The following is a 14,005-nucleotide window of genomic DNA, read 5'->3' on the forward strand; positions in this document are numbered from 1 at the left end:
GACCACCATGAGCCAGTTTCACAGCCTGACCATCAAGCAAGTGCGCAATGAGACCCGTGATGCGGTATCGATTGCCTTCGATGTGCCCGAGCACCTGCAGGACCAGTTCCGCTTCACTCAGGGCCAGTACCTGGTCATGCGCACCCAGCTGGATAACGAAGAAGTCCGCCGCTCCTACTCCATCTGCAGCGCCGTACAGGACGGCGAACTGCGCGTGGCCGTCAAGCGCGTACCGGGCGGGCGCTTCTCGGCGTTTGCCAATGAAGTGCTCAAGGAAGGCCAGCAGCTGGAAGTAATGCCGCCATCGGGCAGCTTCTTCGTGCCGCTGGACCCGGCTCGCCAGGGCAACTATCTGGGGGTGGCCGCCGGCAGCGGCATCACCCCGATACTGTCGATCATCGCCACTACGCTGGCCAGCGAGCCGCACAGCCGTTTCACCTTGCTGTACGGCAACCGCTCCAGTTCGGGGGCGCTGTTCCGCGACAAGCTCGAAGACCTGAAAAACCGTTACCTCGACCGCTTGAACCTGATTTTCGTGTTCAGCCGCGAACAGCAGGACGTCGACCTGTACAACGGCCGCATCGACGCCGACAAATGCGGCCAGCTGTTTTCGCGCTGGCTGGACGTTGCCGGGCTGGACGCGGCATTCATCTGCGGCCCGCAGGCGATGACCGAGACCGTGCGTGACAGCCTGCAGGCCAACGGCATGGCCAAGGAACGCATTCACTTCGAGCTGTTCGCCGCCGCCGGCAGCGAGGCCCGCCGCGAAGCCCGTGAGGCGGCACGCCAGGTGGATTCGGCGCTTAGCCACATCACCGTGATCAGCGACGGCCGCGCCCTTGCTTTCGACCTGCCGCGCAACACCCAGAACGTGCTCGACGCCGGCAACGCCATTGGTGCCGAGCTGCCCTACTCGTGCAAGGCCGGCGTGTGCTCCACCTGCAAGTGCCGGGTGATCGAGGGCGAAGTGGAGATGGACAGCAACCATGCCCTCGAAGACTACGAAGTGGCGGCCGGGTATGTGCTGTCGTGCCAGACCTACCCGGTGAGCGACAAGGTGGTGCTGGACTTCGACCAGTTGTAGACCGAGTCGACTGCTTCGCGGGTAAACCCGCTCCTACAGGGCCTGGGGCAGCATCCTTACCTGCGAAGAGGGCCTAAGCAACAACGCAATACCCCGCGTGACCTCAACACAACAATTACAAAACCAAGAGATCGCTTGCCATGACACCCGAACGCATAGAAAGCATCGCCAACCACCCCGACTTCCAGCACCTGGTGCGGCGCAAGCGCCGCCTCAACGGCAGCCTGACCCTGGCCATGCTGGTGGTCTACTACGGCTTCGTCCTGCTGGTTGCGTTTTCGCCCAGCACCCTCGGCCAGTCCCTCAGCGGCGGCGTGACCACGGTCGGCATGCTGGTGGGCGTGTTGATGGTGCTGCTGTCCTTTGCCCTGACCGGCATCTATGTGCACCGCGCCAACAACGTGCTCGACCCGCTCAACGACAAGGTCAAGCAGGAGTGCGCACAATGAACTGGACCGCCATTTCGATGTTCATGGTGTTTGTCTGCTTCACCCTGCTGGTCACCCGCTGGGCTGCCCTGCGCACCCGCTCGGCCAGTGACTTCTACACCGCCGGCGGCGGCTTGACCGGTATGCAGAACGGCCTGGCGATCGCTGGCGACATGATCAGTGCCGCTTCGTTCCTGGGCATTTCCGCGATGATGTTCATGAACGGCTACGACGGCCTGTTGTATGCCCTCGGTGTCCTGGCGGGCTGGCCGATCATCCTGTTCCTGATTGCCGAGCGCCTGCGTAACCTGGGCAAGTACACCTTTGCCGACGTAGTCAGCTACCGGCTGGCGCAAACCCCGGTGCGCTTGACCTCGGCTTTCGGCACCCTGGTGGTGGCGCTGATGTACCTGGTGGCGCAAATGGTCGGCGCCGGCAAGCTGATCGAGCTGCTGTTCGGCATCAGCTACCTGTACGCCGTGATGCTGGTCGGTGTGCTGATGGTTGCCTATGTCACCTTCGGGGGCATGCTCGCCACCACCTGGGTGCAGATCATCAAGGCAGTAATGCTGCTCTCAGGCACCAGTTTCATGGCCTTCATGGTGCTCAAGCACTTCGGCTTCAGCACCGAGGCCATGTTTGCCAGTGCCGTGGCCGTGCATGCCAAGGGCCAGGCGATCATGGCCCCAGGCGGCTTGTTGTCCAACCCGGTGGACGCCATTTCCCTCGGTTTGGGCATGATGTTCGGCACCGCTGGCCTGCCGCATATCCTGATGCGCTTTTTCACTGTCAGTGATGCCAAGGAAGCACGCAAGAGCGTGTTCTACGCCACCGGTTTCATTGGTTACTTCTACCTGCTGCTGATCGTTGTCGGCTTTGGCGCCATCGTCATGGTCGGCACTGAACCGTCCTACCGCGACGCCACTGGCGCCATCATCGGTGGCGGCAACATGGTCGCCGTGCACCTGGCCCAGGCCGTGGGTGGCAACCTGTTCCTGGGCTTCATCTCTGCCGTCGCCTTCGCCACCATTCTGGCTGTGGTCGCTGGCCTTGCGCTGTCCGGGGCATCGGCGGTGTCCCACGACCTGTATGCCTGCGTGATGCGCAAAGGCAAGGCGACCGAGCAAGAGGAAATGCGCGTGTCACGCATTGCCACGCTGGTCATCGGCCTGCTGGCGGTGATCCTGGGCCTGATGTTCGAGTCGCAGAACATTGCCTTCCTTTCCGGCCTGGTGCTGGCGGTGGCCGCTTCGGTCAACTTCCCGGTGCTGCTCCTTTCCATGTTCTGGAAAGGCCTGACCACCCGCGGCGCGGTGTGCGGCAGCATGGCCGGGCTGGTCTCGGCGGTGCTGTTGGTAGTGCTGGGCCCGGCGGTGTGGGTCAACGTGCTGCACAACGAAACGGCGCTGTTCCCCTACAGCAACCCTGCGCTGTTCTCCATGAGCCTGGCCTTCCTCAGTGCCTGGGTGTTCTCGGTTACCGACACCTCCGAACGTGCCGTCGAAGAGCGTGGTCGCTACCTGGGCCAGTTCATCCGCTCCATGACCGGTATCGGTGCGGCTGGCGCCAGTAAACACTGACTTCAAGGACGAACAGACATGTCGGGTAAAACAACAACAATGAACCGCACACACTTCCTGTCAGCCGCCTGGCTGGCCACCTTCGCCCTGCCGATGCCCGCGCTGGCCGACTTCATCGGCGACAGCCATGCACGCCTGGAGCTGCGCAACCACTACATCAACCGTGATTTTCGCCAGAGCAACGCCCCGCAGGCCAAGGCCGAGGAATGGGGCCAAGGCTTTACCGCCAAGCTGGAGTCGGGCTTTACCGAGGGCCCGGTCGGCTTTGGCGTGGACGCGCTGGGCCAGTTGGGCATCAAGCTCGACTCCAGCCGCGACCGTCGCAACACCGGCCTGCTGCCTTTTGGCCCGAACAGCCACGAACCGGTCGATGACTACAGCGAGCTAGGCCTGACCGGCAAGGTTCGCGTGTCCAAGAGCACCTTGCGGCTGGGCACCTTGCAGCCGATCCTGCCGGTGGTGGTGTACAACGACACCCGCCTGCTGGCCTCCACCTTCCAGGGTGGCCTGCTCACCAGTCAGGACCTCGATGGCCTCACCTTCAATGCCGGACGCCTGACCAAGGCCAACCTGCGGGATTCGTCTGGCCGCGACGACATCGGCTATGGCGCTGCCAGCAGTGACCACCTGGACTTTGGCGGTGGCAGCTACGCCATCACCCCGCAAACCACGGTCAGCTATTACTACGCCAAGCTCCAGGACATCTACCGTCAGCAGTTCGTCGGTCTGATCGACACCCGCCCACTGGCAGAAGGACTGAGCCTGCGCAGTGACCTGCGCTACTTCGACAGCCGCAACGACGGTGCCGAGCGTGCCGGCAACATCGACAACCGTAACTTCAACGCCATGTTCACCCTGGGCGTGCGGGCACACAAGTTCACCGCCACCTGGCAGCAGATGTCGGGTGACAGCGCCTTCCCGTTCGTCAACGGCGGCGACCCGTTCACCGTCAACCTGGTCACCTATAACACCTTTACCCGGGCCGGGCTGGACGCTTGGCAAGTGCGTTACGACTACGACTTCGTTGCCATGGGCATCCCCGGCCTGAGTTTCATGACCCGCTACACCGACGGTCGCCACGCGGAAACTGCCACCGTGACCAATGGCCGTGAGCGCGAGCGCGACACCGACATCACGTATGTCATCCAGAGTGGCCCGTTCAAGGACGTCAGCCTGCGCTGGCGCAATGTCACCTTCCGCTCCGGCAACGGCCTGACCAACGCCGTGGACGAAAACCGCCTGATCATCGGCTACACCCTGGCGCTGTGGTAACAGCGCCTCTCACATTTTGAACAGCATGGAGAACAGCATGTCTGCCGCCCCTACTCTGCAAAGTTTCATCGCCGGCCGTTGGCTCGGCCAGCACGGCGCCCAGGCCCTGCGCAGCGCCCTCGACGGCCACGTCCTGGCCTACAGCCATGAAGAGCGCCCGGACTTCGCCGAAGCTGTGGACTACGCGCGTGCACGCGGTCTTGCCTCGCTGATGGGCATGGATTTCCAACAACGTGCCCAACGCCTCAAAGCCCTGGCCCTGTACCTGGCCGAGCACAAGGAGCAGCTCTACGCCCTGTCGCACCACAGCGGCGCCACCCGGGCCGACAGCTGGATCGACATCGAAGGCGGCAACGCCACGCTGTTCTCCTATGCCGGCATCGGCAGCCGCGAGCTGCCGTCGGGTAACCTGGTGCACGAAGGGCCTGCCATACCGTTGGGCAAACAAGGCCATTTCGCCGGTAGTCACATCCTGGTGCCACGGGCAGGCGTTGCGGTGCACATCAACGCGTTCAACTTCCCTATCTGGGGCATGCTGGAAAAGTTTGCCCCGACGTTCCTGGCCGGTATGCCCTGCATCGTCAAGCCGGCGACCTCGACCAGCTATTTGACCGAGGCCGTGGTACGCCTGATGAATGCCTCCGGCCTGCTGCCCGAAGGCAGCCTGCAGCTTGTTATCGGCAGCACCGGCGACCTGCTCGACCGCCTGCAGGGGCAGGACGTGGTGACCTTCACCGGGTCCGCCGATACCGCTGCCAAATTGCGCGTGACGCCCAACCTGATTCGCAACTCGGTGCCGTTCACTGCCGAGGCCGACTCGCTCAACTGCGCCATCCTCGGCCCGGACGTGACACCGGACAGCGAAGAGTTTGACCTGTACATCAAGGAAGTGGTGCGTGAAATGACCACTAAAGCCGGGCAGAAGTGCACCGCCATCCGCCGTGCGATCGTCCCGGCCAGGCACCTGGATGCCGTCGCCACCCGCCTGCGCGAGCGCTTGAGCAAGGTCGTGGTTGGCGACCCGTCCCTGGAAGGTGTGCGCATGGGGGCCCTGGCCTCCCATGACCAGCAGCGCGATGTCGGCGAGCGGGTGCGCAGCCTGCTGCAGAGTTGTGATCAGCTGTTCGGCGCCAGCGATGGCTTTGCCCCGCGTGGCGAAGGCGTGGCTGAAGGCGCGTTCTTTGCGCCAACCTTGTTGCAGGCCCGCGACCCACATGCCGAGGGCGGCGCCCACGATATCGAAGCGTTCGGCCCGGTCAGTACGCTGATGGCCTATGACGACCTCGACGAAGCCTTGGCACTGGCTGCCCGTGGCAAAGGCAGCCTGGTGGCGACCCTGGTCACCGCCGAGCGCAGCGTGGCCGCCAAGGCTATCCCGGTGGCTGCTGCCTGGCATGGCCGTCTGCTGGTGCTCGATAGCCAGGTTGCCAAGGAGTCCACTGGGCACGGCTCGCCGCTGCCGCAGCTCAAGCACGGTGGCCCGGGCCGCGCCGGTGGTGGTGAAGAGCTGGGTGGCCTGCGTGCGGTCAAGCATTACCTGCAGCGCGCCGCCGTACAAGGCTCGCCGAGCATGCTCACGGCGGTCACCGGCGAGTACGTGCGCGGCGGCGAAGTGATCGAAACCGACGTGCACCCGTTCCGTCGCTACTTCGAGCAGCTGCGTATCGGCGAGTCGCTGCTCACCCATCGCCGCACCGTGACAGAAGCTGACCTGGTCAATTTCGGCTGCCTGTCAGGCGACCATTTCTACATGCACTTCGACGAAATCGCCGCCAAGGCGTCGCAGTTCGGTAAACGCATTGCCCACGGTTACTTCGTACTGTCGGCAGCGGCCGGGCTGTTTGTGTCGCCCGGTGCCGGACCGGTGCTGGCCAACTATGGGCTGGACACCCTGCGCTTCATCAACCCGGTGGGCATTGGCGATACCATCCAGGCGCGCCTGACCTGCAAGCGCAAGATCGACCAAGGCAAGACCAGCCCGCTGGGGCAGCCGCAGGGGGTGGTGGCGTGGGATGTGGAGGTGACCAATCAGCTGGGTGAGCTAGTGGCCAGCTATGACATCCTGACCTTGGTGCTGAAAAAGCCAGCATGATGGGTTGAAGCTACTGGCCTCTTCTCGGACAAGCCGCCTCTGACCGGTACAGCGCCCTTGTTGGAGCGGGTTCACCCGCGAAGAGGTCGGTAGCGGTTCAAGGCACTTGGGATCAGTACACGTACGTGGCTGCAGTGAAGCATGCAGGCATCTAAACCGTTGGTCAGCGACTGCCAATGCTCAGTGAACCTCTGGCGTGCACCTGTAGCTCTCAATTCATGAGGACCATCAACGAGGACTGCGCAATGGATTCCCTACTGCGAATGGGTGGCGGCAATGTTGAAGATGACTGGCCGGAGCTGGAGCCGGATCGACGCAATGATCGGGCAGACGACCCAGATACCGACCCCAATGTGACTGATGATAAGGAAAACCGGCCCGGCGTCCCGGCCAGCGACCCTGAGTCTGGCGCCTGACACGGTGAGTATCAGCGTATCCTGCAGGAGCGGGCACGTCCGTTCCTGCAGTTTCTTTTACCGGTTGCAGGCGAGCTATTAAACCATCGCTGCCGGATCGCCCACCGACTGGTTGGGTTTGCTTCCCGAAATCCGCCAGCTCACGGCGGTAATGCCGTAACGCTCGGCCATCGGCCGACTGACCTTCCTGATTTTCTCGCGACCGAACTTGGGAATGATGCCGATGCCCGCATCACAACTTGCCCAATGCCAAGCCTCGGCATTGTCCAGGCGTTCCAGACGAATGATGAAACTGCGCGGCTGGTCATGCAGTTTGTAATCGATTATGTACAGCTGTGGACTAGGCATCGCAGGGGGCCTCCTCTTCTCCATGGATGACATTTTGATTGATCGGGCGGTGGCCAGAAGATTCAAAATTTTGTCCAACAAAATGTCATGGCGCGACTCCGGGGCGGTTACCCCGAAATCGCTGCTGGGCACCTATGGGGAGCTGGCGTTCAGCGAAAGCTCCCTCTCACTGGCTGCGGCCTGCGCGGTGGCTGTTGCGCCCCCCCCTTGCGTCCGGCTTCCGATGCCCGTTGGCGGTCGTTGGCAAAGTTGCCGCCAGATGCCTGGCCACCCTTGTGGCCAGCGCGCGATGCCCTCTCGCGGTCATTGGCAAAGTTACCTGGGTTGGTTTCCTTGGTGCCGCCGCGCTGGCGGGTTCGCTCTTGGTCCTGCGCCATGTCGTTTCTCCTTGCGATGGATTGGCTGATCGCATGAATCGATGCCATGCCTAGCTTCCGAGCCCCCGATCGGTCGCTGTGCTCAATGGTTTTACAATCAGCTGACCGGTGGCACTAAAAACATGCAGGCAGGCTGTTTGCGTAATGGAAGTGACCGTTCGTCAGCTTCAACGCAACGTTTATTGCCATCCAGGGCCGAAACTTCATGCAATAAAGGAATCGCCCAGGAGCCGGAATGAAACCAGTCAAGCATCGCGCCACCATCATTTGCCGGCATGGCAAGCAGCGCCATAAGTGGTTGTGGGTGAGAAAGCCCAAGGCGCCTTGGACCCTTCCAGGCGGCAAGATCGAACCCGGCGAGACGCCGATGCAGGCCGCGCAGCGGGAGTTGCTGGAAGAGACTGGGCTACAGGCTGAATCGCTGGTTTTGTTGATGCGCCACGAAACGCCAGAGCGTGTGCATTACGTGTTCGCAGCGGAGTTTGCCGACGCACCGCAGCCCAAGGCCCGGCACGAAATTGCCGACTGCCGCTTTGCCCACCTGGATCAGGTGGCTGTGGTGAAGGGCGAGATCAAGGCCCTGATCCGCTCCTTGCTGGCTTGTGACGCGGGCACGGCGGCGTCCGTTCGGTAAGCTAGGCATGCACACTCCACTGAACGGCGTCTGACGCGATCGGCATCTCGTCGATTGCATGGATCATTCCGCTTTCCAGCGCCTCCCGCGGCGCCAGTATCCTTGGATAGGCCATTAGATAACGCGGTACATCCAAAACCTCGGCCGCGCCTTTCGTGCGCTCGGCCACGATCTGCGCATACAGGCGCAGGTCGTAATCCAGGCTCATCGCATACTCGGACATCCGCGAATGGTCCACCGAACCATGCAAGGTCCAATGAAACGGGTGGAAAAGAAACTTGCTGAAACTGCAAGCCGTGCGTCGCGCTCCGGCAAGGAAGAGGATATTGCCCATGGATTCCACCGTACCCAGGTTGTGGGTATGCACCTCCACGGGTAACCCCCGCAGAAAGTTGTACAGGGTAAAGCCATAGCTGCATTCGCCGCCCATGGTGGCGATGTTCAGTTGCAGAAGCTCGGCACCCTGTTGCAATGCCCGTGAGCAGGTCGTGATCAGGTTGCCGCAGGTAGACGAATTGATCGGCCCGGTGAAGTGGATGATATGTCTGGCCATGCTTGCCTCCGCGGGTGGCAGGTCATTGCTTGTGCTTTTGCACATCGTCGCCCAGCCCGGCCATCTGGCAGTGGGAGAAAGGCTCGAATGTCATCCGGGCACCCTGCCAGGAAACGGGTATGCGGTGGAGACGCCAGCTGCCGCAAAGTTCAACTCGGCGTCAGCATTTCCGTTGGTCAAGCGTTGTGAACCCTCGCCGGCCTTTGCCGGTCGCACTTTCAGAGCGACCGAACAAGGAACCGGCAGTGAGGACGGCAGCGTGAGCGATATTCGCATCGGTATCTCCGGGTGGCGCTATGGCCCCTGGCGCAAGGACTTCTACCCCAAAGGCCTGAGACAGGACGATGAACTGGCATTCGCTTCACGGGCGGTGAACAGCATCGAGATCAATGGCTCGTTCTACAGCCTGCAAACGCCCGAGCGCTATCTGGGCTGGCGTGAAGAAACGCCGGACGGCTTCGTGTTCGCGGTCAAGGGGCCGCGCTATATCACCCATGTGCGGCGGCTGAAGGACATCGAAGAGCCAGTGGCCAATTTTTTCGCCTCCGGGCCGCTGCTGTTGGGCGAAAAGCTCGGGCCGTTCCTGTGGCAGTTCCCTCCCAACATGAAGTTCGATGAAGACCGTTTTGCCCGGTTTCTGGCGCTGCTGCCACACACCCGCAAAGCGGCCCTTGAACGCGCCCAAGGCTGCGCCGAGCGCCTGAAGGGTAATGGCAGCCTTGCCATCAAGGGCAATGCACGCTTGCGTCACGCCGTGGAAATCCGCCACGAGAGTTTCCTCTGCGAAGCCTTCATCAAGCTGTTACGCAAGCATCGCGTGGCGCTGGTAGTGGCCGACAGCGCCGGCAAATGGCCCTGTGTCGAAGATGTGACCGCCGACTTCGTCTACATGCGCCTGCACGGGGACGTGGAGCTGTACAGCAGCGGATATACCGCACGCGCGCTGCGGCGCTGGAAGCAGCGTATCCAACAATGGAGTGAAGGTAAGCAGGCGGACGATGCCCGCCTGATCGTGCCGGGGCCGCCGCCTCGGTGTGCGGCACGGGATGTGTACTGCTACTTCGACAATGACCAGAAGGTGCACGCGCCATACGACGCCAGGCGCTTGCTGGAAAAGCTGTCCTTGGACCATGAGCTGATGACCGAGCCAGGCGTGGTGCCGGAGGTGGCCTTGTGAACAAGCCCCTGCCCGCCCCACGCTGCATCATCGACAAGGTGACCGCTGTACGCCGGCTCAATGTGTTGACGCTGAACGTGCACAAAGGCTTCACCTTCTTCAACCGGCGCTTCATTTTGCCCGAGTTGCGCGAGGCCGTACGGGCCACCGGCGCCGACCTGGTGTTTTTGCAAGAGGTGCACGGCAGTCATCAGCAGCATGCCCTGCGCCACCCTGCCTGGCCCGAAACGCCGCAGTACGAGTTTCTGGCCGACAGCATGTGGCCGCAGTTCGCCTATGGCCGCAATGCGGTGTATCCCCATGGCGACCACGGCAACGCGCTGTTGTCGAAATTCCCCATCAGCCGCTTCAACAACCTGGATGTGTCGGTGCAGGGCAATGAACAGCGTGGCCTGCTGCATTGCCAGCTGGAGGTGCCGGGCCATGACGAGGTGCATGCGGTATGCGTACACCTGGGCCTGCGCGAAGCACACCGGCAGCGCCAGGTGAAGCTGATGCTGGACCTGCTGGCCAGCCTGCCGCCCAACGCGCCGGTCATCATCGCCGGCGACTTCAACGACTGGCGGCTGAAGGCGGACGCGGTGCTCAGCGAACACCTGACAGAAGCCTTCGGCACCCCGGCGCGCAGTTTTCCCGCGCGCCTGCCGTTGTTGCGCCTGGACCGCATCTACTTGCGAAACGCGATGCCGGGGGCTGCCCAGGTGCTGTCCAAATACCCGTGGTCGCATTTGTCCGACCACGTACCACTGGCTGCGGAGATCAACCTGTGAACCGACCTTGGGTAGATGGCAACAGTGTGCAGTTGCTGATCAATGGCGAGCAGTACTACCCCCGCGTGTTCGAGGCCATGGCCCAGGCGCGGGAAGAAATATTGCTGGAAACCTTCATCATCTTCGACGACAAAGTGGGCAAGCAATTGCAGCAGGTGTTGATCGAGGCTGCCCGGCGCGGAGTACGCGTGGAAGTGGCCGCGGATGGCTACGGCACAGCCGAGCTGCCGGCTGAGTTCATTTCAGCGATGACCGACGCGGGTGTAAGCTTTCACGCGTTCGATCCACAGCCCCTGTTGTTGGGCATGCGCACCAACCTGTTTCGCCGTTTGCACCGCAAGATCGTGGTGGTCGATGGTGAGCGGGCCTTCATCGGCGGTATCAACTACAGCGCCGACCATTTAGGCGACTTTGGTGCCATGGCCAAGCAGGACTATGCCGTGGAGGTCACTGGGCCGGTCGTGGCGCAGGTCCATGCAGCCAGTAAGCGCCTGATGTCTCCCGTGCTGCAGCCCCCCAGTGCAGTACGCCCGGTTACCGAGCCCGCCGGAAGCAGCAGTGCGGTGTTGATCGAGCGTGACAACGGCATGCGCAGCACCGATATCGAGGCACACTACCTTCAGGCGTTTCGTAAAGCCCGGCAACGCATTGTGGTCGCCAATGCGTATTTCTTTCCAGGCTACCGACTGATGCGTGAGCTGCGCAACGCGGCCCGGCGTGGCGTGGAGGTTCGGTTGATCTTGCAGGGCCAGCCCGACATGCGCTGGGTCCGTGCATTGTCGCGCCTGCTGTACAACTACCTGCTGCGCGACGGCGTGAAGATTCATGAGTATTGCCAGCGGCCGTTGCACGGCAAGGTGGCACTGGTGGACGACCAATGGGCCACCGTTGGCTCCAGCAACCTCGACCCCTTGAGCCTGTCGTTCAACCTGGAGGCCAACCTGTTCATTCGTGATCGGGCCTTCAACCAGCAACTGCACCAGCATTTGCACGCACTGGCCAGCGAGCAATGCAAACCGGTGACCTTGGAGCGCATGATTCGCGGCTACTGGTGGCGAGCACCGTTGATCTTCGTGTGCTTCCACGTGATCCGCCACTTCCCCCGCATTGCGGGTTGGTTCCCTGCGCACCGGCAGCGTTTACGCTCGGTGCAGCCGGAAGCCGAACCCCAGGGCAACTTGCACGAGGGCAACTCCTGATGGCGCGCAAAAGCTGGCAGACCTGGGGCAAACGCGTGTTCACGCTCGCGTTTCTGATCCTGATCCCTGTGCTGCTGTACCTGCTGGCGCGCAACCTGGACTGGAACGAAGTGCGCCAGTCTTTGCTGGCCTACAAGCCTGGCACCCTTGCTATCGGCTTGGCGATCGCGTTGAGCAGCTACCTCGCGTTCGCCAGTTACGACCTGCTGGCCCGGGCTTACACGGGCCATACGCTACCTGTCCGGCAAGTCCTGCCAGTCGCGTTCGTGTGCTACGCCTTCAACCTCAACTTCACGACCTGGGTAGGCGGGGTTGCCTTGCGCTACCGACTCTACGGCCGACTGGGCCTGGATACCGCGACCATTACACGAATCCTCACCTTAGGGCTGTTGACCAACTGGATGGGCTATATGCTGCTGGCCGGCACCGTATTTGCCCTGGGCCTGGTCGAGATGCCCGGCAACTGGGCGGTGGGCACTACAGGCCTGCGCCTGATCGGCCTGCTGTTGCTGGCGATTGCGGGCGGCTACCTGCTGGCCTGTGGTTTCGCCAAGAAGCGCACCTGGTGCTGGCGCGACCACGAAGTGACGCTGCCCTCGCTGCGTCTGGCGCTGTGCCAGGTGGCGCTGGGTGCCAGCAACTGGGCACTGATGGCGCTGCTGATCTTCTGGTTGCTGCCGGGTGAAGCGTTCTACCCATCGATTCTCGGCATCCTGCTGATCAGTTGCGTGGCCGGTGTGGTGGCGCATATTCCTGCGGGGCTGGGCGTGCTGGAAGCGGTGTTTCTGGCCCTGCTGCACGGGCAGATGGCCCAGGGCACGCTGGTGGCTGCCCTGCTCGGCTACCGCACGTTGTACTACCTGATTCCGCTGCTGTTGGCGGTGGTGACCTACCTGATCCTGGAAAAGCGCGCCAAAGCCATGCGCCGGCGCGACAAGCCTGCTCAGACCTGAAAGTGGCCGAGTGCGCTGGAGCTGGCTGCGTGGCACCGGCTTTGCCGGTGTTCGCGGGTGAACCCGCTCCTACGGGGGGACGCGCCAAGAAACCAACCCGGCGCGAGCCATGCGCCGTAAATGTAGGAGCGGGTTTACCCGCGAAGCAGGCAGCACGTTGCATGGCACCGGCTTTGCCGGTGTTCGCGGGTGAACCCGCTCCTACGGGGGGGCGCGCCAAGAAACCAACCCGGCGCGAGCCATGCGCCGTAAATGTAGGAGCGGGTTTACCCGCGAAGCAGGCAGCACGTTGCATGGCACCGGCTTTGCCGGTGTTCGCGGGTAAACCCGCTCCTACGGGGGGGCGCGCCAAGAAACCAACTCCGCGCAACACCCGAGGCCCAAAGGACTGGGCGATCGGGTGAAAGGGCTGCCCGCCTACTGGCTTCAGGGTGAAATCGGATCACTCGCTGGAAAAGTTTCATCCAGCGCATTGTCCACCGCGCTCTCGCCCGGCTTTTCACCACAATGGCAGTCCTGCATCCGGCATGGCTCACCCTTGCGGTGGCCGCTGGCGCAGGCCTCGCAGCAATAGGCCTTGCCGTCGCGCTGCAAGGCATTGGCATCCACCGTGCAGGAGCAGTGCGTACACGCGCAGCGTTGGTCGTTCATGGCTTGCTCTCCTCGTCGTCTATCACATCATCGGTCCAGGGCACACCATCCAGCGGCGCGGATCTGGCCAGTTCGGCCTCGTCCAGACCAATGCCGCCACCAATCTCATCGGCATCCACCTGGCGCAGGCGCTGGTCTGCCGGGCCGCCACTGCCGCCCGGCTCGTGGGGGTCGCGGGCACCGGTTTCGTCCAGCAGGGTGCCCGGGCTCAAATCGTCATAGGTGACATTGTCCTCATGCAGGCTGTCACTCAGCGCCTCGCCGCCGGTCATGCCACTGTGTGCCACGCGCTGGGGTGGGAACTCACGGGCGACCTCGGCGGCGGGTCGTTCGTCGCCCACACGCCCTTCGCGCTCATCCAGGCGTTCATCGAAATCCAGCTCATGCACGCTGCCCATGCGGTCTTCGGTGTCATCAATTTCGGTGGGGGTGTATGGCTTAGGTGCATCGGGTCGGGTCATGTGCGTTCTC

14 protein-coding genes and 2 pseudogenes are annotated in these 14,005 nt (G+C 62.6%); 11 read left to right on the top strand and 5 right to left on the bottom strand.

Features of this window, described 5'->3' with window-relative positions:
* Positions 1 to 7: 7 nt before the first annotated feature.
* The 6 genes and pseudogenes from paaE (at position 8) to KW568_RS14645 (ending at position 6,872) form a co-directional block, all read left to right on the top strand.
* On the top strand, positions 8 to 1,084 hold the full coding sequence (paaE, locus tag KW568_RS14620) for a 1,2-phenylacetyl-CoA epoxidase subunit PaaE (protein WP_004577382.1): 1,077 nt from the start codon (positions 8 to 10) through the stop codon (positions 1,082 to 1,084).
* Between the two features lie 140 nt (positions 1,085 to 1,224).
* Positions 1,225 to 1,533, top strand: coding sequence for a DUF485 domain-containing protein (locus tag KW568_RS14625; RefSeq protein ID WP_004374508.1), 309 nt, complete (start codon positions 1,225 to 1,227; stop codon positions 1,531 to 1,533).
* Positions 1,524 to 3,092, top strand: a pseudogene (locus KW568_RS14630) (cation acetate symporter); the annotation flags it as partial. The gene KW568_RS14625 and the pseudogene KW568_RS14630, both read left to right, overlap by 10 nt.
* Before the next feature lie 39 nt (positions 3,093 to 3,131).
* Positions 3,132 to 4,364 carry an OprD family porin gene (locus tag KW568_RS14635; RefSeq protein ID WP_004577384.1) on the top strand — a complete coding sequence of 411 codons (1,233 nt, stop codon included), beginning with the start codon at positions 3,132 to 3,134 and terminating at the stop codon, positions 4,362 to 4,364.
* A gap of 37 nt (positions 4,365 to 4,401) precedes the next feature.
* Positions 4,402 to 6,456, top strand: a complete 2,055-nt coding sequence (paaZ, locus tag KW568_RS14640; protein WP_259536347.1) for a phenylacetic acid degradation bifunctional protein PaaZ — start codon at positions 4,402 to 4,404, stop codon at positions 6,454 to 6,456.
* A gap of 245 nt (positions 6,457 to 6,701) precedes the next feature.
* Positions 6,702 to 6,872 carry a hypothetical protein gene (locus KW568_RS14645; protein ID WP_156336245.1) on the top strand — a complete coding sequence of 57 codons (171 nt, stop codon included), beginning with the start codon at positions 6,702 to 6,704 and terminating at the stop codon, positions 6,870 to 6,872.
* Between the two features lie 78 nt (positions 6,873 to 6,950).
* Here the strand turns inward: KW568_RS14645 and KW568_RS14650 are convergent, their stop codons facing one another.
* Positions 6,951 to 7,220: a DUF6555 family protein gene (locus KW568_RS14650; RefSeq protein WP_004374494.1), complete on the bottom strand. Its 270-nt coding sequence runs from the start codon at positions 7,218 to 7,220 to the stop codon at positions 6,951 to 6,953.
* Between the two features lie 149 nt (positions 7,221 to 7,369).
* Positions 7,370 to 7,540: pseudogene (locus KW568_RS14655) on the bottom strand (general stress protein); the annotation flags it as partial.
* A gap of 292 nt (positions 7,541 to 7,832) precedes the next feature.
* Here KW568_RS14655 and KW568_RS14660 point away from each other — a divergent pair.
* Positions 7,833 to 8,231: an NUDIX hydrolase gene (locus KW568_RS14660; RefSeq protein ID WP_004577387.1), complete on the top strand. Its 399-nt coding sequence runs from the start codon at positions 7,833 to 7,835 to the stop codon at positions 8,229 to 8,231.
* Between the two features lies 1 nt (position 8,232).
* Here KW568_RS14660 and KW568_RS14665 read toward each other — a convergent pair whose 3' ends face one another.
* Positions 8,233 to 8,784 (bottom strand): ATP-dependent Clp protease proteolytic subunit, encoded by a 552-nt coding sequence (locus KW568_RS14665; protein WP_004577388.1) that lies wholly within the window; start codon positions 8,782 to 8,784, stop codon positions 8,233 to 8,235.
* Positions 8,785 to 8,908: 124 nt separating this feature from the next.
* Here KW568_RS14665 and KW568_RS14670 point away from each other — a divergent pair, with 124 nt between their 5' ends.
* Genes KW568_RS14670 through KW568_RS14685 form a run of 4 tightly spaced genes read left to right on the top strand, consistent with a single transcriptional unit; the run spans position 8,909 to position 12,883 of the window.
* A complete protein-coding gene (locus tag KW568_RS14670; protein WP_004374486.1) occupies positions 8,909 to 9,961 on the top strand; it encodes a DUF72 domain-containing protein in 1,053 nt (350 codons plus the stop codon).
* Entirely contained in the window at positions 9,958 to 10,731 is a 774-nt protein-coding gene (locus tag KW568_RS14675) for an endonuclease/exonuclease/phosphatase family protein (RefSeq protein WP_004374485.1), read from the top strand. The genes KW568_RS14670 and KW568_RS14675 overlap by 4 nt, the downstream gene beginning before the upstream one ends.
* The gene (clsB, locus tag KW568_RS14680) at positions 10,728 to 11,930 is read left to right on the top strand and encodes a cardiolipin synthase ClsB (protein ID WP_004374483.1); all 1,203 of its coding nucleotides are present in this window, start codon (positions 10,728 to 10,730) and stop codon (positions 11,928 to 11,930) included. The genes KW568_RS14675 and clsB overlap by 4 nt, the downstream gene beginning before the upstream one ends.
* Positions 11,930 to 12,883, top strand: coding sequence for a lysylphosphatidylglycerol synthase domain-containing protein (locus KW568_RS14685; protein ID WP_004374481.1), 954 nt, complete (start codon positions 11,930 to 11,932; stop codon positions 12,881 to 12,883). Before clsB ends, KW568_RS14685 begins: the two co-directional genes overlap by 1 nt.
* Positions 12,884 to 13,309: 426 nt before the next feature.
* On the opposite strand, the gene KW568_RS14690 is transcribed toward KW568_RS14685, so the two are convergent.
* Together KW568_RS14690 and KW568_RS14695 are read right to left on the bottom strand one after the other, a co-directional pair.
* Positions 13,310 to 13,534 (bottom strand): metallothionein, encoded by a 225-nt coding sequence (locus tag KW568_RS14690; protein WP_004576227.1) that lies wholly within the window; start codon positions 13,532 to 13,534, stop codon positions 13,310 to 13,312.
* Complete coding sequence (locus KW568_RS14695; protein ID WP_004576228.1) at positions 13,531 to 13,995, bottom strand: hypothetical protein; 465 nt, start codon at positions 13,993 to 13,995, stop codon at positions 13,531 to 13,533. The genes KW568_RS14690 and KW568_RS14695 overlap by 4 nt, the downstream gene beginning before the upstream one ends.
* Positions 13,996 to 14,005: the final 10 nt, after the last annotated feature.

The organism is Pseudomonas sp. HD6515, assembly GCF_024971855.1.
GTDB classification, from domain to species: domain Bacteria; phylum Pseudomonadota; class Gammaproteobacteria; order Pseudomonadales; family Pseudomonadaceae; genus Aquipseudomonas; species Aquipseudomonas alloputida.